Annotated in this window: 20 protein-coding genes and 1 other RNA gene; 11 read left to right on the forward strand and 10 right to left on the reverse strand. The window is 61.0% G+C overall.

What is annotated here, in order from left to right; genetic code table 11:
* Positions 1 to 67: 67 nt before the first annotated feature.
* Genes ubiH through L9B60_RS10380 form a run of 3 tightly spaced genes read right to left on the reverse strand, consistent with a single transcriptional unit; the run spans position 68 to position 3169 of the window.
* Entirely contained in the window at positions 68 to 1261 is a 1194-nt protein-coding gene (gene ubiH, locus L9B60_RS10370; RefSeq protein ID WP_249678398.1) for a 2-octaprenyl-6-methoxyphenyl hydroxylase, read from the reverse strand.
* Entirely contained in the window at positions 1258 to 2598 is a 1341-nt protein-coding gene (gene pepP, locus L9B60_RS10375) for a Xaa-Pro aminopeptidase (RefSeq protein WP_283780598.1), read from the reverse strand. Before pepP ends, ubiH begins: the two co-directional genes overlap by 4 nt.
* A gap of 19 nt (positions 2599 to 2617) precedes the next feature.
* A complete protein-coding gene (locus L9B60_RS10380; RefSeq protein WP_249678399.1) occupies positions 2618 to 3169 on the reverse strand; it encodes a YecA/YgfB family protein in 552 nt (183 codons plus the stop codon).
* Between the two features lie 145 nt (positions 3170 to 3314).
* On the opposite strand from L9B60_RS10380, the gene L9B60_RS10385 reads away from it, so the two are divergent.
* The 5 genes from L9B60_RS10385 to L9B60_RS10405 all read left to right on the forward strand — a co-directional run bounded on the left by L9B60_RS10385 (position 3315) and on the right by L9B60_RS10405 (position 5566).
* On the forward strand, positions 3315 to 3524 hold the full coding sequence (locus tag L9B60_RS10385) for a TIGR02449 family protein (protein WP_249678400.1): 210 nt from the start codon (positions 3315 to 3317) through the stop codon (positions 3522 to 3524).
* A complete protein-coding gene (locus tag L9B60_RS10390; RefSeq protein ID WP_249678401.1) occupies positions 3521 to 3838 on the forward strand; it encodes a cell division protein ZapA in 318 nt (105 codons plus the stop codon). Before L9B60_RS10385 ends, L9B60_RS10390 begins: the two co-directional genes overlap by 4 nt.
* Positions 3839 to 3869: 31 nt before the next feature.
* Positions 3870 to 4048, forward strand: a non-coding RNA gene (gene ssrS / locus L9B60_RS10395) — 6S RNA.
* Positions 4049 to 4107: 59 nt separating this feature from the next.
* Positions 4108 to 4713, forward strand: a complete 606-nt coding sequence (locus L9B60_RS10400; protein WP_249678402.1) for a 5-formyltetrahydrofolate cyclo-ligase — start codon at positions 4108 to 4110, stop codon at positions 4711 to 4713.
* 403 nt (positions 4714 to 5116) lie between these two features.
* Positions 5117 to 5566, forward strand: a complete 450-nt coding sequence (locus L9B60_RS10405; protein ID WP_249678403.1) for an EVE domain-containing protein — start codon at positions 5117 to 5119, stop codon at positions 5564 to 5566.
* A 3-nt stretch (positions 5567 to 5569) separates the two neighbouring features.
* Here the strand turns inward: L9B60_RS10405 and L9B60_RS10410 are convergent, their stop codons facing one another.
* Entirely contained in the window at positions 5570 to 5983 is a 414-nt protein-coding gene (locus L9B60_RS10410) for a flagellar basal body-associated protein FliL (protein WP_249678404.1), read from the reverse strand.
* Between the two features lie 148 nt (positions 5984 to 6131).
* Here L9B60_RS10410 and L9B60_RS10415 point away from each other — a divergent pair, with 148 nt between their 5' ends.
* Both L9B60_RS10415 and L9B60_RS10420 read left to right on the forward strand, forming a co-directional pair.
* Positions 6132 to 7109: an NADPH:quinone oxidoreductase family protein gene (locus L9B60_RS10415; protein WP_249678405.1), complete on the forward strand. Its 978-nt coding sequence runs from the start codon at positions 6132 to 6134 to the stop codon at positions 7107 to 7109.
* 93 nt (positions 7110 to 7202) lie between these two features.
* A complete protein-coding gene (locus L9B60_RS10420) occupies positions 7203 to 8333 on the forward strand; it encodes a hypothetical protein (protein WP_249678406.1) in 1131 nt (376 codons plus the stop codon).
* A 4-nt stretch (positions 8334 to 8337) separates the two neighbouring features.
* On the opposite strand, the gene L9B60_RS10425 is transcribed toward L9B60_RS10420, so the two are convergent.
* The 6 genes from L9B60_RS10425 to L9B60_RS10450 all read right to left on the reverse strand — a co-directional run bounded on the left by L9B60_RS10425 (position 8338) and on the right by L9B60_RS10450 (position 14531).
* Positions 8338 to 8988, reverse strand: coding sequence for a gamma-glutamylcyclotransferase (locus L9B60_RS10425; protein WP_249678407.1), 651 nt, complete (start codon positions 8986 to 8988; stop codon positions 8338 to 8340).
* Between the two features lie 358 nt (positions 8989 to 9346).
* The gene (locus L9B60_RS10430; protein ID WP_249678408.1) at positions 9347 to 10315 is read right to left on the reverse strand and encodes a CDP-6-deoxy-delta-3,4-glucoseen reductase; all 969 of its coding nucleotides are present in this window, start codon (positions 10313 to 10315) and stop codon (positions 9347 to 9349) included.
* Positions 10315 to 11781, reverse strand: a complete 1467-nt coding sequence (gene ubiD, locus L9B60_RS10435) for a 4-hydroxy-3-polyprenylbenzoate decarboxylase (protein WP_249678409.1) — start codon at positions 11779 to 11781, stop codon at positions 10315 to 10317. Before ubiD ends, L9B60_RS10430 begins: the two co-directional genes overlap by 1 nt.
* 93 nt (positions 11782 to 11874) lie before the next feature.
* Complete coding sequence (gene rho / locus L9B60_RS10440) at positions 11875 to 13134, reverse strand: transcription termination factor Rho (protein ID WP_249678410.1); 1260 nt, start codon at positions 13132 to 13134, stop codon at positions 11875 to 11877.
* Positions 13135 to 13381: 247 nt separating this feature from the next.
* Positions 13382 to 13711, reverse strand: a complete 330-nt coding sequence (trxA, locus tag L9B60_RS10445; RefSeq protein WP_249678411.1) for a thioredoxin TrxA — start codon at positions 13709 to 13711, stop codon at positions 13382 to 13384.
* Positions 13712 to 13832: 121 nt separating this feature from the next.
* Positions 13833 to 14531: a FadR/GntR family transcriptional regulator gene (locus L9B60_RS10450; protein WP_249678412.1), complete on the reverse strand. Its 699-nt coding sequence runs from the start codon at positions 14529 to 14531 to the stop codon at positions 13833 to 13835.
* Positions 14532 to 14773: 242 nt separating this feature from the next.
* On the opposite strand from L9B60_RS10450, the gene L9B60_RS10455 reads away from it, so the two are divergent.
* Genes L9B60_RS10455 through L9B60_RS10470 form a run of 4 tightly spaced genes read left to right on the forward strand, consistent with a single transcriptional unit; the run spans position 14774 to position 17605 of the window.
* On the forward strand, positions 14774 to 15559 hold the full coding sequence (locus L9B60_RS10455; protein ID WP_249678413.1) for a transporter substrate-binding domain-containing protein: 786 nt from the start codon (positions 14774 to 14776) through the stop codon (positions 15557 to 15559).
* A gap of 15 nt (positions 15560 to 15574) precedes the next feature.
* The gene (locus L9B60_RS10460; RefSeq protein WP_249678414.1) at positions 15575 to 16240 is read left to right on the forward strand and encodes an amino acid ABC transporter permease; all 666 of its coding nucleotides are present in this window, start codon (positions 15575 to 15577) and stop codon (positions 16238 to 16240) included.
* Positions 16237 to 16887 (forward strand): amino acid ABC transporter permease, encoded by a 651-nt coding sequence (locus tag L9B60_RS10465; protein ID WP_249679703.1) that lies wholly within the window; start codon positions 16237 to 16239, stop codon positions 16885 to 16887. The genes L9B60_RS10460 and L9B60_RS10465 overlap by 4 nt, the downstream gene beginning before the upstream one ends.
* A complete protein-coding gene (locus L9B60_RS10470) occupies positions 16874 to 17605 on the forward strand; it encodes an amino acid ABC transporter ATP-binding protein (protein WP_249678415.1) in 732 nt (243 codons plus the stop codon). Before L9B60_RS10465 ends, L9B60_RS10470 begins: the two co-directional genes overlap by 14 nt.
* The last annotated feature ends 76 nt before the right edge of the window (positions 17606 to 17681 follow it).

A 17681-nucleotide genomic window follows, 5' to 3' on the forward strand; every position in this document is an offset into this window, starting at 1 on the left:
GCTTAAGCTTGCCTCTTATGCGGCGCAGGCCGCACGTAAAGAATTTGAATGGACGCCCCTGCCACGGTCAGCCCTGCAGGTCGGCGCGGGTGCCCAGGCCCATGGCCTGGCGGGCAAACCAACGCTTGGCGGGCGGCAACAGGTCCAGGCCCAACAGGCCCAGGTTGCGCCCGGCGGCGACAAGCGGCTGGGTGGTGCCAAATAGTTTCGTGACTTGGTCGGAGAACCCCACGGTCATGGCCTGATCACCCCGCTGGCGCTCGCGATAACCGCGCAAGGTCGCAAAATCCCCTGGCTCAGCCTTGCTGGCCAGCAAGGCATCGGCAAGTGACTGCACATCGCGCAGCGACAGATTGAAGCCTTGCCCGGCAATCGGGTGCAGGGCGTGGGCGGCATTGCCCAGCACGACCAGATGCGGCCGCACCTGCTCTTCGGCTTCTACCAGTGTCAACGGGTACAAGTGCCGCGCACCCACCTGTTGCAGGGTGCCCAGGCGATAGCCGAAGGCCGCCTGCAACTCGCGCAGGAAGCCGCGCTCGTCGATCTCGGCCAGGCGCTTGGCATCCATGCCGCGGCGGGTCCAGACCAGCGCGCAGCGGTTGTCGGTCACCGGCAGCAAGGCCAGCGGGCCGTCATCGGTAAAGCGCTCGAAGGCCATCCCGCAGTGGGCCTCGCTGGGCGAGATATTGGCGATCAGCGCACTTTGCTCGTAGGCGCGGCGGCGGATGCCGATGCCCAACTGCTCGCGCAGGTTGGAGCGGCCTCCGTCGGCCAGCACGGCCAGGCTGCAATCCAGTTGGGTCTCGTCGCCCAGGGTCAGGCGATAGCCGCCTTCCTGCACCTGCAGCCGGGTGACTTCGGCCGGGCAGCGCCAACTGACCACATCGGGGTCCAGGGCCTGCCACAGGGTCTGGCCCAGCCAGGCGTTTTCCACCACGTAGCCCAGCGCCGGCACGCCTTCCTCCAGCGCCGTGAGGCGGGTCACGCCAAAGCGGCCACGGTCAGACACATGGATTTGCTTGATCGGCTCGGCACGTCGGGCGATAGGCTGCCACAGGCCCAGGCGCTCGTAGATCTGCCGCGTGCCGTAAGACAGTGCCGAAGACCGGGCGTCGTAGCTGGGTTGATAGCTGTCGCCGGGCGCGAACGGCTCGATGAGCACGATTTTCCAGCCACGTGCCTTGGCCCCGGCCTGCAGCGCCAGCGCCAGGCTGGCCCCTACCAGGCCCCCGCCGATTATTGCGATATCGGTGCGGTTCATGCGGCGTGGGTACGCGCGGCAGCCATCAAGGCTTCGATTTCGGCGACCGTCTTGGGTACGCCACCGGTCAGGATTTCACAGCCGTGTCGGGTTACCACAACGTCGTCCTCGATACGAACACCAATGCCGCGCCATTTTTTCGCGACATTCAGGTTGTCCGGTGAAATATAAATACCGGGCTCCACGGTCAGGGTCATGCCCGGCTCAAGCACCCGCCATTCGCCACCCACCTTGTATTCGCCCACGTCATGCACATCCAGGCCTAGCCAATGGCCGGCCCGGTGCATGTAGAAGGCACGGTAGGCTTCGCTGGCGATCAACTCGCCAACATCGCCCTGCAGCAGCCCTAACTCCACCAAACCCGCCGTGATGACTCGCACCGTGGCTTCGTGGGCCTGGTTCCAATGCTTGTCCGGGCCGATGGCGGCGAAAGCGGCTTCCTGCGACTTGAGCACCAGCTCATAGATCGCCTTTTGCTCAGGCGAGAATTTGCCGCTGACCGGGAACGTGCGGGTGATGTCGCTGGCGTAGCAATCGATCTCGCAACCGGCATCGATCAGCACCAGGTCGCCGTCCTTGAGCACCGCATCGTTTTCCTGATAATGCAGGATGCAGGCATTACGCCCGGCCGCGACGATAGAGCCGTAGGCCGGCATCTTCGCCCCACCCTTGCGGAACTCGTAGTCCAGCTCCGCTTCCAGGCTGTACTCATGCAAACCCGCGCGGCTAGCCTGCATGGCACGCACGTGGGCACGGGCCGAGATGGCCGCCGCCTCGCGCATCACCTTTACTTCATTGGCTGACTTGTACAGGCGCATGTCGTGCAGCAGGTGGTCCAGGGCTACGAACTCGTTGGGCGGTTGCGAGCCCAAATTGGCCTTGGAGCGGATCACGTTGATCCACTCCATCAAGTGCCGGTCGAATTCGGCGTTGCTGCCCATGGCCGAATACACCCGGTCGCGGCCTTCGATCAGGCCGGGCAGGATGTCGTCGATGTCAGCGATCGGAAAGGCATCATCAGCGCCAAAATCCCTAATGGCACCTTCCTGACCGGCCCGCAGGCCATCCCACAACTCACGCTCGGGGTTGCGTTCACGGCAAAACAGCACGTACTCACCGTGTTCGCGGCCCGGAATCAGGGCGATGACCGCCTCCGGCTCCGGAAAACCGCTCAGGTACTGGAAGTCGCTGTCCTGGCGGTAGACGTGTTCGACGTCGCGGTTGCGAATCGCCACGGCAGCTGCCGGCAGGATAGCGATGCTGTTGGGCTCCATCTGCGCCATCAGAGCCTTGCGTCGACGGGCGTATTCCGACTTCGGGATATGAATGACTGGCACAGGGTGTCCTTTTTCAGCGTCAGTGCAGGGAAGGCTTGGCGGCTTCCACCGGTTTGCCCAGCTCGGTGAACAGCAACAATGGCGCCACGCGCAGGTATTCCATGACTTCCATGTAGTCGGCTTCGCCGTCTTCGGATTCTTCCAACGCTTCCTGAACCTGGGCGATGGCGGCCAGGTCCTGGATGATTTCGGTCGCTTCCTGGCTCAGGTCCTTGCCGCCAGCGTTCAGCCCGAAGCCGTTGAGGAAGCCTTGGCACCATTGGCCCAGGGCCGTGGCGCGCTCGGTCAGCGGCGCTTCGTCGCTGGGCAGCAGCACGACCACGGTCATGTCGTCGCCAGACAACTCGCCCTTGACCATTTCTTGCAGGCCGATCAGTGCATTACGCACGTTGTCGGCCGGTTCGGTTTCCAGCAGCAACGCGGCATCGGCCAGCCAGCCTTCGGCGTCGAAGCCTGCGCCAGCGCAACTGCGGCCCAACAACAGGCCATGCAGCTCGGCTGGGGAAACGGGGTGACCACCGGCGCTAAGCAGGGTGGCGAAGCCTTGATACGGAGAATTTTGAATAGACATGGGCAACTAGGCGCCAAGCGGCGCAATGACTAGAATGGAGACCTTGTATCCTAGCACCGGCAGGCGCGCCAAGACCATCGACGCGGCCAACTCGTTACTGACGCCAGGCCTTGCGCCTCTAACCGATCGAATCGAACGGGACTCCATGGAACACAATGACCTGCTAGCGCTGATGGGCCGACTTGAATCGCTGATTGACCGAGTCGAGCAACTAAAACGGCAAAACGGACTCCTATTAGCTCAGGAAAAGACCTGGCGCGAGGAGCGCGCACACCTCATTGAAAAAAATGAAATCGCCCGGCGTAAGGTCGAGTCCATGATTTCGCGCCTCAAGGCCCTGGAGCAAGACTCATGAGTTCAAGCAATAGCGTCACCGTGCAGATCCTCGACAAAGAGTATTCGATCATCTGCCCGCAGGAAGAGCGCAGCAACCTGGTGAGCGCGGCCCGCTACCTGGACGGCAAGATGCGCGAGATCCGCAGCAGCGGCAAAGTCATCGGCGCCGACCGCATCGCCGTGATGGCCGCCCTGAACATTACCCACGACCTGCTGCACAAGCAGGATGTACCGGACTTGCAGGTGAGCGGATCGACCCGCGAGCAAGTGCGCGATCTACTCGAACGAGTGGATTTGGTGCTTGCCACCGATCAGGACACAAGCCAAAGCTGAAACATTTCAATTGTTTCGGGTATACTTGCGCCGCTCCCTGGAGTGCTTGCCAGTCGGTCATGTCCCTGAGCCGATACGCACAACCACGGGGGTTGCACGTTGGGGCCGGTGTGCATGTCCGCTTGACGGAAAGCCTGAACGCCTCCTGCAATCTCCACCTTGAACTTTCGGGTTCAAGGGCTACACCGACAGCGGTTCGTCGGGGAGTCCAGATTCAGTAACCCAGGCCAGCCCAGCGCTGGCCTGGGTCACTCAGGAACAACCGCGCCATGACCGCTCAAGCGCCGCTTTCCCGCCCCCAGTTGCGCCGCCTGCTGCGCAATGCCCGCCGCGCCCTTACCAAAGCCGAGCAACGCCAAGCCGCCCAAGGCTTGTATCGCCAACTGGCGCAGCACCCGCTTTTCCGCCGTTCCCGGCACATTGCCCTGTACCTGCCCAGCGATTGCGAAATCGACCCGCGCCTGTTGCTGCGCGAGGCGCACAAGCGCGGCAAGCACGCCTACCTGCCGGTGCTGAGCGCCTGGCCGCGAACCAAGATGGTGTTCCAGCGCATCGCGCCCGCAGAGAAACTACGGCCCAATCGCTTTCGCATCCTTGAGCCGCACATCAACCCGGCGCGCCAACGCACCATCTGGGCGCTGGATTTGATCCTGCTACCGTTGGTTGGGTTCGACGAAGTCGGGGGCAGGCTGGGAATGGGCGGTGGGTTCTACGACCGCAGCCTGGCCTACCGAGCGCGTCGCAACGCCTGGCACAAGCCGGTGCTGTTGGGGCTGGCCCATGAATGTCAGAAGGTAGAGCGGCTGGACCAGGCCAGTTGGGACGTGCCGCTGCAGGGCACGGTTTCGGACAGGCGCTGGTATCTGGCGCAGTGAGGCGGTGTTTGTTTCGCGGATGAATCCGCTCCTACAGGAGCATGTTCATCTGCGAAACTGCTCATCGGTGTGCGGCTGGCGCGGCTACCAATTCGACGGGCATGTCGGGGCTACGCTCCCAGCGAGACTGTGCATAGCCTGTGGTCACGACACCCAAACCGAACAAAATCACCAGAACCCATAGCAAATCCACTTTGTTACGGCGCATTGATTGCCCCCCTTCAGGCAAATCAGTAACGGTGTCAGCGACGGTTTTTCAGTAGGCCGTGCAGCAGCGTCAAGCTTAAAATGGGCGCATTCTGCGGCAACATGACGCGACACGCAAACGTTGACGCCAACCGGCTGTCGGGTTGTATTGAAACTGCCACACAGGCGCCGTCCGCATTGTTCAAGGAGATACAAAATGGCCTTCTGGCTGATGAAATCCGAGCCCGATGAACTGTCCATCGAAGACCTCGCGCGGCTGGGCAACACCCGTTGGGATGGCGTGCGCAATTACCAGGCGCGCAACTTCATCCGCGCAATGGCCCAAGGCGATGAGTTTTTCTTCTACCACTCAAGTTGCCCGGAGCCGGGCATCGCCGGCATCGCCCGCATCAACGCCGCTGCCTACCCGGACCCTACCGCGCTGGACCCGCAAAGCCATTATCACGACCCCAAAGCCAATGCCGACAAGAACCCTTGGAGCGCCATCGACGTGACCCACGTGCAAACCTTCGGCAAGGTGCTGGGCCTAGGCTACCTGAAACAGCAAACGGCTCTGGCCGAATTGCCGTTGGTGCAAAAGGGCAGCCGGCTCTCGGTGATGCCAGTCACGGCCGAACAATGGGCAGCCGTGCTGGCATTGCGCTGAGGTTTACTGAACGATCAGGTTGTTGAACAGCAGGTCTTCGACGATAGGCTTGCCTTCCTCGGTGTTCATCACCTGCTGAACCTGCTTGAGGGCTTCCTGGCGCAGTTTTTCCTTGGACTCCACGTTGCTCAGCGAGTCGACCGTTTGCTGGGCGAACAACGCGACCAACTGATTGCGAATCAGCGGGTCCTGGTGCTTGACGGCCGCCTCGGCCTCGGCACCGGTCACCTTCAAGGCGACGTCGGCCTTGTACACGTGCAGGCGCGGGCTACCGTCCAAGGCGTAGTTGCCCACGAAAGGCGGGGTCAGCGAGACGTAGGCCACTTTCGGCGCTCCGCCTTCTTCCTTGCCGCCCTCTTCCGCGAACGCCGAAACCGGCAGCGACAGGGCCAGCATCATCAAGATCCACGCTTTCACACTTTCACTCCTCATACAGTTGGCGCAAGCATATCAACTTTCCGCTCGCCACCATGGCTTATGGCCGGCTATCAGCTCGGGGCATGCTCGTTGACCCCTTCACGGGCACACCTACACTATCGGCCAAAACCTGCAAAGGAATAGCCCGATGAAAGCTGTGTTGTGCAAAGCCTTCGGCCCCGCCGAAACGCTGGTGCTGGAAGAAGTGGCCAGCCCACAGGCCAAGAAGAACGAAATCCTGCTGGATGTGCACGCCGCCGGGGTCAACTTCCCGGATACGCTGATCATCGAGGGCAAGTACCAGTTCAAACCGCCGTTCCCGTTCTCACCGGGTGGCGAAGCGGCCGGCGTGGTGAGTGCGGTGGGCGAGAAGATCACCCACCTGAAAGTCGGTGACCGGGTGATGGGCCTGACGGGTTGGGGCAGCTTTGCCGAGCAGATCGCCGTGCCGGGCTACAACGTGATGCCGATCCCCGATGGCATGGACTTCGTCACGGCTGCAGCTTTCAGCATGACCTATGGCACTTCCATGCACGCGCTCAAACAGCGTGCCCTACTGCAACCAGGCGAAACCTTGCTGGTACTAGGCGCATCGGGAGGCGTGGGGCTGGCCGCCGTGGAAATCGGCAAGGCCATGGGTGCCCGGGTAATTGCCGCTGCCAGCAGCAGCGAAAAGCTGGAAGTTGCCCGCCTGGCCGGTGCCGATGAATTGATCAACTATACCGAGACCAATCTCAAGGAGGAGATCAAGCGCCTCACCGACGGCAATGGCGCCGACGTGATCTACGACCCGGTGGGTGGCGACCTGTTCGACCAGGCCGCGCGCTCCATCGCCTGGAATGGCCGCCTGTTGGTGGTCGGCTTCGCCAGCGGGCGCATCCCGGAGTTCCCGGTTAACCTGGCCCTGCTCAAGGGCGCGTCGATCGTTGGCGTGTTCTGGGGCTCGTTTGCCCAGCGCCAGCCACAGGATAACGCTGCCAACTTCAAGCAATTGTTTGGCTGGTTTGCCGAGGGCAAGCTCAAGCCTTTGGTGTCACAAACCTTTGCACTGGAACACACGGGCCAAGCAATCGATACCCTGGGCCAGCGCAAGGCCGTCGGCAAAGTGGTAGTCAAGGTACGCTGAATAACAGTGCCGCAACCGGAATGCCTTCCGCATTCCCGAGCGCCTTGAAAACCTTTGAAGTGTGCCCTCTCCAACCAGAAGGGCACACATGCCATGAGTACTTTTACCGTTTACTTTTGCGGCACCGGCTCGAACCGCTTCGATGATCAGCATCACAGTTATTGGAACGGCGAGCTGGTTTCGACCCTTGCCAACAATACTCTGGACAAGGAATTTGCCCACTGGATCGTCCTCGATGGCCCCGGCAGCGGCAACCTGCAGAGCGACGAACTGACCATACAGACCAAGGACCACCCCTACGCGGGCGTGGCGTTTGGCACCGGCTGGGAAGAGAACGTCAATCACGCGGTCAACATGATCAAGGGTGACGTCGCCTGGAAGCGCCAGAAGCTGACCCAGGAAAACTTTGACCGCCTGAAAGAGGCCGGTATTCCCATCCATGAGGTCGAAGAAGAAGGCCGCTTCTGGTGGCGCACTTACGACTACGGCAATCGCAAGGTCACCCAGCAAGACCTGCAGCAGGGCATCATCAGAATGTTCCGCAAGGATGGCATTCTTCCCACGCAGGTCAACTTGGTCGGCTGGAGCCGCGGCGGTATCAGTTGCCACATGCTGGCCAACGCGATGCTTGCCGACCCGGAGCTCAAGCACATCCCGGTCAATATTTTTGCCGTCGACCCGGTACCCGGCATCCTTAATTTCCAACTGGAAAAGGTCACCCTGGGCAATAACGTCAAGGAATACGTCGGGTTATATGCCCGCGACGAACGCTCGAAAGGCTTCGCCTGCGTGATCCCCATGACTGCGGCCAATACCAAGGTGTCGATCTACCCGATGTTCGGTCGCCATGGAACTCTGGTGGGCAACGCCGCGCCGGACGGCAACAAGGGCACCAAGGCACTTGCCGAACCTGGCGAAATCGTTCGCCACCTGGCCGAGGTTTGCCTGACCCGCTGGGACGTGAGCCTGGACAAAATGTTGATGCTCGACGACCGCGCCATCGAGCAGAGGCAGAAGGCGATACTGGCTCAGGAAAGCGACTACATAAACATGCAGAAGCACTCTTACACCCTTATCACGGAAAATGAAAAAGGCGAGCGCGCAGTGTCGCTAGGCAGCAAGGGCATGGGCTTCAGCGAGGTCAACGGGCCTTACCTGAGCCCGGCGACCGGACTGTCTGCCGACCTGTCCATGGACCGTACCCTGTACAAACATATCCGCTAGGTCGCTAGCCGTCCGACCGCGCATGGCAGCGCTTGATGCGCGCTTCCAGGTTGCGGTCGGGCATTTCGTGGCTGCGCAGGGCGCTGATGGTCTGTTCCACGTAGTCGCGCGTGGTACCGAAGCGCCCGCAAGCACTGGCCAGGATCTGGGTCAGCAGGTTGTCGGGCAGATTTCCGGCGTAACTGGGCAGATGACGCTCAAGCACAAAACCCAGCGCCTGGACCTTGCTGCCATCTTCCAGCCGACAGTTGAGCCAATGCGGCCGATAGGACGGATAGGGCATCTCCCGTTCCCACAGCGCCAGCAGCGAGTCTTCGAGCTTGTCCTCGGGCAGGCGGTAGGCGAACCCGCTGCATGAGCCGCCGCGATCCAGGCCGAACACCAGCCCCGGGCATTCCGGCGTGCCACGATGTTCGTGAGACCACAAGTACAGCCCGCGATGGAACCCATGCACCCGCGCGCGGCGGCGCTCTACAGCCGGGCATTCGGGGCGCCAGATCAACGAGCCGTAGGCGAACAGCCAGACCGGGCCACCCTGGTGGCGAGACATGGTTTTCTGGAGCGAATGAAGGAGTTGCTCGTGGGTCAGTTGCGGCCCGAGGTCGAGCGACGGTGGGTAAACCACATTCAAGCTAGCAGTTTCGATTGCCGACATAAGCAGTCGCCTGATATCCCCGTGAGTTGGCTGAGGCCAATCACTGTACTCGATAAGCTGTAGTGCACTATTACCGTATGGCAGATACGCTCAGGAAAACAAGTCGTTGCGCCCGGATTTAAAGAAAATATTCAAGATAGCGGCGCAACTGACTGCCTGATAGAACGAAGTGGCCTTTTCACGGATGAATCGGTTCCTACAGAATGGCAAAAGCCCTGTAGGAGCGGATTTATCCGCGAAGAACGCGCTGCGGTGTACCTGATGTTGCGCGGCGCTCTTTTCGCGGATGAATCCGCTCCTACTGGGACACGGGAATGTCTGTAGGAGCGGATTTATCCGCGAACAATACGCCGCAAATCTAAGGCCGAGGCGCGTAGGCAAAAACGTCCGCGCGCATCTGGTGGGCGTCCATGCCTGCATTGACTAAAGCATCGAGCGTGCCATAGATCATTGCCGGCGATCCGCTGGCGTACACATGCACGCTGGAAAGGTCCTTGATGTCTTCGCAAACGGCCTCGTGCAACAGGCCGCAGCGCCCCTCCCAACCACACAGATCGCTCACCACCTTGTGCAGATAAAGGTTGGGCAACTGCTGCCACTGCGCCCAATGCTCGATCTGATAGAAGTCTTCGGGCCGGCGCACGCCCCAGTACAGGTGTACCGGGTGCTTGAAGCCGCGGGAGCGGCATTCCTCGATCAGGCTATTCATTTGCGCCATGCCGGTCCCTGCGGCGATCAAAACCAGTGGTCCGTCGGGCAACTCGGCCAGGTGGGTATCGCCGAAGGGCAACTCCACGCGCGCCATTGCGTTGCGTTTGAGCTGTTCGATCAGGGTTTGTGCACTGGCTTCGCGCACCAGCACGTGCAACTCCAGGTCGCGACCACTGTGCGGCGCAGAGGCCAGGGAAAAAGCCGATCTCTCGCCGCCCTCACGTTCGATCATCAGGTATTGGCCGGCGTGGTAACGCGGCGGCTTACCGGCCGGTGCACGCAACCGCACGCGCCACACGTCGCCGCCCAGGTCATCGCAGCCACTGAGCTGGCACGACAGCTTGCGCACCGGCAACTCGCCTTTGGCCAACACGCCGTCCCACAGCACCACGCAATCTTCCAACGGCTCGGCGATGCAGGTGTACAGCTCGCCATGATCGCGCTCCTGGCCGTCCTGACGCACGCGCCCCTCTACCAGCAAGGCGCAGCACACGTGGCAATTGCCGTTGCGACAGCTTTGCGGGCAGTCATAGCCCAGCCGCTGGGCGGCTTCGAGAATCCGTTCGCCGGGCAACAATTCCAGCACTGCCCCGGAAGGCTGCAAGGTCACACGCATCAATCTATTCCCAACTGGTTCCAGAGCTCGTCGATACGTTTGGTGACCGCTTCATCCTTGACGATGACGCGCCCCCATTCGCGGGTGGTTTCACCGGGCCACTTGTGCGTGGCGTCCAGGCCCATCTTCGAGCCTAGCCCGGAGACCGGCGAGGCGAAATCCAGGTAATCGATCGGGGTGTTGTCGATCATCACCGTGTCACGCTTGGGGTCCATGCGCGTGGTGATGGCCCAGATAACGTCGTTCCAGTCCCGCGCATTGATGTCGTCGTCGGTCACGATAACGAACTTGGTGTACATGAACTGTCGCAAAAACGACCACACACCCAGCATCACGCGCTTGGCGTGGCCTGGGTACTGCTTCTTCATGGTCACCACTGCCATACGATACGAGCAGCCTTCGGGCGGCAGGTAGAAGTCGGTGATTTCCGGGAACTGTTTCTGCAGGATCGGCACGAACACTTCGTTCAGCGCCACGCCCAGGATCGCTGGCTCGTCAGGCGGGCGGCCGGTGTAGGTGCTGTGGTAGATCGGCTTCACCCGATGGGTGATGCGCTCCACGGTAAACACCGGGAAGCTGTCGACCTCGTTGTAGTAGCCAGTGTGGTCACCGTAAGGGCCTTCGGGCGCCATTTCGCCGGGGTGAATCACGCCCTCCAGCACGATCTCGGCAGTGGCCGGCACTTGCAGGTCGTTGCCGCGGCATTTGACCAATTCGGTACGGTTGCCACGCAGCAGGCCGGCAAAGGCATATTCGGACAGGCTATCGGGCACCGGGGTAACGGCGCCCAGGATGGTGGCCGGGTCTGCACCCAGGGCCACGGACACCGGGAACGGCTGGCCCGGGTGTTTTTCGCACCACTCGCGATAATCCAGCGCGCCGCCACGGTGGCTTAACCAGCGCATGATCACTTTGTTGCGGCCGATGACCTGCTGGCGATAGATGCCCAGGTTCTGCCGGTCCTTGTTCGGGCCCTTGGTAACGGTCAGGCCCCAGGTAATCAACGGCGCCACATCACCCGGCCAGCAATGCTGCACGGGCAATGTGCCGAGGTCGACGTCGTCGCCCTCCAGCACCACTTCCTGGCACGGGGCGTCCTTGACGACCTTGGGCGCCATGGCAATGATTTTGCGGAAGATCGGCAGCTTGGACCAAGCGTCCTTGAGCCCCTTCGGCGGCTCGGGCTCTTTGAGGAAGGCCAACAGCTTGCCGATCTCACGCAACTCGCTGACCGCCTCTGCCCCCATGCCCAAGGCCACGCGCTCGGGCGTGCCAAACAGGTTGCCGAGCACTGGAATGTCGAAGCCTGTCGGTTTTTCGAACAGCAACGCAGGGCCTTTGGCACGCAAGGTGCGGTCGCAGACCTCAGTCATTTCCAGTATTGGAGAGATCGGGATCTGGATGCGCTTGAGCTCTCCACGCTGTTCCAGACCGCGGATAAAGTCGCGCAAATCGCGATATTGCATGCGTCAGCCTCGTAATCGCCGGGGTGCAGAGTGTAACGCCGATCGCAGATAGCAAAAAGCCGGGTTTCCCCGGCTCTTGCATCACGCAATGGCTTACTTGCGCTTCATCGACAAGAAGAACTCGTCGTTGGTCTTGGTCTGCTTCAGCTTGTCGATCAGGAACTCGATGGCAGCGACTTCGTCCATCGGGTGCAGCAGTTTGCGCAGGATCCACATACGCTGCAGTTCGTCATCGGCAGTCAGCAACTCTTCGCGGCGGGTGCCGGAACGGTTGATGTTGATGGCCGGGAAGACGCGCTTCTCAGCGATCTTGCGGTCCAGGGGCAGTTCCATGTTACCGGTACCCTTGAACTCTTCGTAGATCACTTCATCCATCTTCGAGCCGGTTTCAACCAGCGCGGTAGCGATGATGGTCAGCGAGCCGCCTTCCTCGATGTTACGGGCAGCACCGAAGAAACGCTTTGGTTTCTCCAGGGCGTGCGCGTCCACGCCACCGGTCAGTACCTTGCCGGAGCTCGGGATGACGGTGTTGTAGGCACGGGCCAGACGGGTGATAGAGTCCAGCAGGATAACCACGTCCTTTTTGTGCTCGACCAGGCGCTTGGCCTTTTCGATGACCATTTCGGCCACTTGCACGTGACGGGTTGGCGGCTCGTCGAACGTCGAGGCAACCACTTCGCCGCGCACGGTGCGCTGCATTTCGGTTACTTCTTCCGGGCGTTCGTCGATCAGCAGCACGATCAGGTGAACTTCAGGGTTGTTACGCGTGATGTTCGCGGCGATGTTCTGCAGCATGATGGTCTTGCCCGCTTTTGGCGGAGCAACGATCAGGCCACGCTGGCCCTTGCCGATTGGCGCACACAGGTCGATTACGCGGCCGGTGAGGTCTTCGGTGGAACCGTTGCCGGCTTCCATCTTCATGCGCACGGTAGGGAACAGCGGCGTCAGGTTTTCGAACAGAATCTTGTTTTTCGCGTTTTCCGGGCGGTCAAAGTTGATCGTATCAACCTTGAGCAGGGCGAAATAACGCTCGCCTTCCTTAGGAGGGCGGATTTTGCCGACGATGGTGTCGCCGGTGCGCAGGTTGAAGCGACGGATCTGGCTTGGCGAGACGTAGATGTCGTCCGGGCCGGCCAGATAGGAAGCGTCAGCGGAACGCAGGAAGCCGAAGCCGTCCTGGAGGATCTCCAGCACGCCATCACCCGAGATTTCCTCGCCGCTTTTGGCATGCTTCTTCAACAGGGAGAAAATCACATCTTGCTTGCGCGAACGGGCCATATTTTCTATGCCCATCTGTTCGGCCATTTCGAGCAGATCGGTAATCGGCTTTTGCTTGAGTTCAGTCAGGTTCATAAGGGAATGACGTAATCATGTATGGAGGGGAGAAATTAAGCTTTGGGCTTAATGAGGCCGCGCCGCAGAGAAGGCGACAGGATCGCGTACTAATTCGAGTAGGAGTGCGTCGGCGACGGCTTGCAGGGGGCACAGGAGATACCAGTGCGAGGCCGAATGTACCACCTGAGTTTCCGGGCGTCTAGTCATGCGCCCAAGAAAAAGCCCCGCAAGGTGCGGGGCTATTTTTACCGGATATTGCCAGGCCTTACAGGCTGGCATCCAGGAATGCAGCCAGCTGCGACTTGGACAGTGCGCCCACTTTGGTCGCTGCCACTTCGCCGTCCTTGAACAGCATCAGCGTCGGGATACCACGCACGCCATGCTTGGCCGGGGTTTCCTGGTTGTCATCGATGTTCAGCTTGGCGATGGTCAGCTTGCCTGCGTAGGTGTCGGCAATTTCGTCCAACACTGGCGCGATCATTTTGCAAGGGCCGCACCACTCAGCCCAGTAGTCAACGAGGACAGGGCCCTTGGCCTTGAGCACTGCTTCCTCAAAGCTTGCATCAGTCACGTGCACGATTTTCTCGTTGCTCATAAGGGTCTCCGCGGTCGAATTCTGGAAAAACGTGGCCCATCATAACGGCACAGAGGCCCTACAGGAAGCCGATGATGATTGACTCTAACTATAGTTCTGCAAGATTTGACCGATCAACGGTTCAGGGTGCGGTGAAAGCAATGCCAGTGCGCAGTGCGGCGCCCCGAATATGTTCCTGCATTGCTTTGGTCGCAGGCCCCGGGGCATGACGGGCCAAGGCCTTGAGAATCTTGCGGTGCTCCTGCCAGGTTTCCATCGCGCGCTCGGCACGTATGAACGGCAATTTCTGGCTTTCCAGGAAGATATCGGCGCTGGCCACCAGGATGCTCGCCATCGCCTGGTTGCCGCTGGCTACCAGAATGCGTCGGTGAAATTCAAAGTCCAGCCGCGCCGCCGCCTCGAAGTCGCCAGCGCGCAACTCCCGGCGCATAGCCTCGACATTGTCCTGCAGGTTGTCCAGTTCATCGGCGGTCAGTGTCAACGCGGCCAAACCGGCCGCGAAGCTTTCCAGTGCGTAGCGCAGTTGGAAGATGTCGGCAGGCGTGGCCTGGGCCGCGAACGGCCACGCCACGCCACTGGCCAGCGGCACCTGCGCAGCTTCTGCCTGCACGAACACCCCTTTGCCCGGCTGCACGCTGACCACGCCTAACGCGCTGAGGGTAGACAAGGCCTCGCGCAGTGACGCCCGGCTAACCCCCAGTTGCTCGGCCAGGTCGCGCTGGGAAGGCAATACGTCGCCTGCACCGAAACCCTGCTCGGTGATCAGTCGGCGAATGCCTTGTACGGCAACTTCGGGTACGGCACGGTTCATTGAGGTCATCACGTAAGGCAGTCGGCTGCACAGGAAACGCTACTTTTATAGCCATTTTCACCAACACGCAAGTGACGCCCGATTACGGTTCAAGCCCCGTATTCATTGGTCCAAAAGGGTGCAAAAGCAGGTAGACCAGAGTGCCGACTGTTCAGACCAGTAAGACCATGCCCCGCACGGCCCGCAGGTATTTTTCACCATGCTGGCATGGCCTGTGCACTGGGCTTTGCACTCATTTTGGAGATCGCACCATGACCAAGCGTTGCAGTGCCCTGCTTACCGCCCTGTTTGCCAGCCTGATGCTGAGCCAGGCACCCGCCCACGCCGATGCGCTGGAAGACATCGTCAAGAGCGGCACACTGAAAGTCGCCGTGCCGCAGGACTTTCCGCCGTTCGGCTCGGTTGGCCCGGACATGCAACCACGTGGGCTGGACATCGACACCGCGAAGCTGATCGCCGACCAACTGAAAGTGAAACTGGCACTGACTCCGGTCAACAGCACCAACCGCATCCCCTACCTGACCACCGGCAAAGTCGACCTGGTGATCTCAAGCCTGGGCAAGAACCCGGAGCGTGAGCAAGTGATCGACTTTTCCAGCGCCTACGCGCCGTTCTACCTTGCGGTATTCGGCCCACCTGATGCGCCGGTCGCGACCCTTGATGACCTCAAAGGCAAGACCATCAGCGTGACCCGTGGCGCCATCGAAGACATCGAGCTGACCAAAGTGGCCCCCGAGGGCGTGACCATCAAGCGCTTCGAAGACAACAACTCGACCATCGCCGCCTACCTGGCCGGGCAAGTCGACCTGATCGCCAGCGGCAACGTGGTGATGGTCGCCATCAGCGAGCGCAACCCCAAGCGCATCCCGGCGCTGAAGGTCAAGCTCAAGGATTCCCCGGTATACGTGGGTATCAACAAGAACGAGCCGCAACTGCTGGCCAAGGTCAACGAGATCATCAGCGCTGCCAAGAAGGACGGCAGCCTGGAAAAAAACTCCCAGACCTGGTTGAAACAGCCGCTGCCCGCCGACCTCTGATCGCCGAGATAACCCATGGCTTACCAGTTCAATTTCCAACCGGTGCTCGCCAACAGTGACCTGCTGTTGCGCGGCGCCCTGTTCACCCTGGAACTGACGGCCATCGGCGCCCTGCTCGGCGTTGGCCTGGGCATCATTGGCGGCGTGGTGCGGGCCTGGAAGATCCGCCCGTTCGCGGCGATCTTCGGCGTGTACGTCGAACTGATCCGCAACACGCCGTTCCTGGTGCAATTGTTCTTCATCTTCTTCGGGCTGCCGTCGCTGGGCATCAAGATCACCGAGTGGCAAGCCGCCGTGCTGGCCATGGTGATCAACCTGGGCGCCTACTCCACGGAGATCATCCGGGCCGGCATCCAGGCCGTGCCCCGCGGGCAACTGGAAGCGGCGGCGGCGCTGGCGATGAGCCGCGCCGAGGCGTTCCGCCACGTGGTGCTGCTACCGGCACTGGGCAAAGTGTGGCCGGCACTGAGCAGCCAGATCATCATCGTGATGCTGGGCTCGGCGGTGTGCTCGCAGATCGCTACCCAGGAACTGAGCTTCTACGCCAACTTCATCCAGTCGCGTAACTTCCGCGCCTTTGAAACCTACGTGCTGACCACGCTGATCTATTTGGCCATGTCGATCCTGATCCGCATGCTGCTCAATTGGCTGGGTCGACGCTTCATCACGAGGAGCCGCTGATGGATTTCACCCTGTGGGACATCGTGCGCAACCTGCTGATCGGCCTGCAATGGACGCTGGCGCTTACCCTGGTGGCTTTTATCGGTGGCGGGCTGATCGGCCTGCTGGTGATGACCTTGCGCATCAGCAAGCTGTCGGCGCCACGGGTATGCGCCCGCGTCTATATCGAGGTGTTCCAGGGCACGCCACTGTTGATGCAGCTGTTTCTGGTGTTTTTCGGCGTGGCCTTGCTGGGCGCCGATATTTCGCCTTGGTTAGCCGCGGCATTGGCACTGACCCTGTTTACCAGTGCCTACCTGGCCGAGATCTGGCGCGGCTGCGTCGAATCGATCGGCAATGGCCAGTGGGAGGCCTCGGCCAGCCTGGCCCTGACCCGTACCGAACAACTGCGCTACGTGATCCTGCCCCAGGCCCTGCGTATCGCCGTGGCGCCCACGGTGGGCTTCTCGGTGCAGGTGGTCAAAGGCACGGCAGTGACCTCGATCATCGGCTTTACCGAATTGACCAAGACCGGCGGCATGCTCGCCAACGCCACTTTCGAACCCTTCATGGTCTACGGCCTGGTCGCGCTGGGCTATTTCGCCCTGTGCTATCCACTGTCGCTCAGTGCCCGCTATCTGGAAAGGAGACTGCATGCCTCTGCTTAGAATTTCCGCGCTGCATAAATACTACGGCGAGCACCACGTGCTCAAAGGCATCGACCTGACCGTGGAAGAGGGCCAGGTGGTGGCGATCATCGGCCGCAGCGGCTCGGGCAAAAGCACCCTGCTGCGCACCCTGAACGGCCTGGAGTCGATCAACGACGGCGTGATCGAAGTAGACGGCGAATACCTCGACGCCGCTCGGGCCGACCTGCGCAGCTTGCGCCAGAAAGTGGGCATGGTGTTCCAGCAGTTCAACCTGTTCCCGCACTTGAGCGTGGGCGAAAACGTGATGCTCGCGCCTCAGGTCGTGCAGAAGGTACCGAAAGCCAAAGCCGCTGAACTGGCGCGCACCATGTTGGAACGGGTGGGCCTGGGCGAGAAGTTCGACGCCTTCCCCGATCGCCTGTCCGGTGGCCAGCAACAGCGCGTGGCGATTGCCCGGGCGCTGGCCATGTCGCCAAAAGTGCTGCTGTGCGACGAAATCACCTCGGCGCTGGACCCGGAACTGGTCAACGAGGTGCTGACTGTAGTGCGCCAACTGGCCCAGGACGGCATGACGCTGATCATGGTGACCCATGAAATGCGCTTTGCCCGCGAGGTGGGCGACAAGTTGGTGTTCATGCACCAGGGCAAGGTGCATGAGGTGGGCGACCCGAAAATCCTGTTTGCCAACCCGCAAACCTCCGAACTGGCGAATTTCATCGGCATGCAGCCTACTTAAGGTAATCGGTGACGGGCTCGCGAATAAATCCGCCCCTGCACGGGCCTGTAGGAGCGGATTTATCCGCGAACGGCTA

The sequence above is a fragment of the Pseudomonas abieticivorans genome (assembly GCF_023509015.1).
Classification (GTDB): domain Bacteria; phylum Pseudomonadota; class Gammaproteobacteria; order Pseudomonadales; family Pseudomonadaceae; genus Aquipseudomonas; species Aquipseudomonas abieticivorans.

Excerpts from the sequence above, each read along its gene's own strand:
- L9B60_RS10415 (WP_249678405.1), top strand. The coding sequence starts at position 6,132 with ATGAAAGCTGTGTTGTGCAAAGCCTTCGGCCCCGCCGAAACGCTGGTG.
- L9B60_RS10420 (WP_249678406.1), top strand. The coding sequence starts at position 7,203 with ATGAGTACTTTTACCGTTTACTTTTGCGGCACCGGCTCGAACCGCTTC.
- L9B60_RS10390 (WP_249678401.1), top strand. The coding sequence starts at position 3,521 with ATGAGTTCAAGCAATAGCGTCACCGTGCAGATCCTCGACAAAGAGTAT.
- L9B60_RS10460 (WP_249678414.1), top strand. The coding sequence starts at position 15,575 with ATGGCTTACCAGTTCAATTTCCAACCGGTGCTCGCCAACAGTGACCTG.
- L9B60_RS10470 (WP_249678415.1), top strand. The coding sequence starts at position 16,874 with ATGCCTCTGCTTAGAATTTCCGCGCTGCATAAATACTACGGCGAGCAC.
- trxA (WP_249678411.1), bottom strand. The coding sequence starts at position 13,711 with ATGAGCAACGAGAAAATCGTGCACGTGACTGATGCAAGCTTTGAGGAA.
- L9B60_RS10400 (WP_249678402.1), top strand. The coding sequence starts at position 4,108 with ATGACCGCTCAAGCGCCGCTTTCCCGCCCCCAGTTGCGCCGCCTGCTG.
- L9B60_RS10430 (WP_249678408.1), bottom strand. The coding sequence starts at position 10,315 with ATGCGTGTGACCTTGCAGCCTTCCGGGGCAGTGCTGGAATTGTTGCCC.
- L9B60_RS10405 (WP_249678403.1), top strand. The coding sequence starts at position 5,117 with ATGGCCTTCTGGCTGATGAAATCCGAGCCCGATGAACTGTCCATCGAA.
- L9B60_RS10455 (WP_249678413.1), top strand. The coding sequence starts at position 14,774 with ATGACCAAGCGTTGCAGTGCCCTGCTTACCGCCCTGTTTGCCAGCCTG.
- L9B60_RS10385 (WP_249678400.1), top strand. The coding sequence starts at position 3,315 with ATGGAACACAATGACCTGCTAGCGCTGATGGGCCGACTTGAATCGCTG.
- rho (WP_249678410.1), bottom strand. The coding sequence starts at position 13,134 with ATGAACCTGACTGAACTCAAGCAAAAGCCGATTACCGATCTGCTCGAA.
- ubiD (WP_249678409.1), bottom strand. The coding sequence starts at position 11,781 with ATGCAATATCGCGATTTGCGCGACTTTATCCGCGGTCTGGAACAGCGT.
- L9B60_RS10380 (WP_249678399.1), bottom strand. The coding sequence starts at position 3,169 with ATGTCTATTCAAAATTCTCCGTATCAAGGCTTCGCCACCCTGCTTAGC.
- L9B60_RS10450 (WP_249678412.1), bottom strand. The coding sequence starts at position 14,531 with ATGACCTCAATGAACCGTGCCGTACCCGAAGTTGCCGTACAAGGCATT.
- L9B60_RS10425 (WP_249678407.1), bottom strand. The coding sequence starts at position 8,988 with ATGTCGGCAATCGAAACTGCTAGCTTGAATGTGGTTTACCCACCGTCG.
- ubiH (WP_249678398.1), bottom strand. The coding sequence starts at position 1,261 with ATGAACCGCACCGATATCGCAATAATCGGCGGGGGCCTGGTAGGGGCC.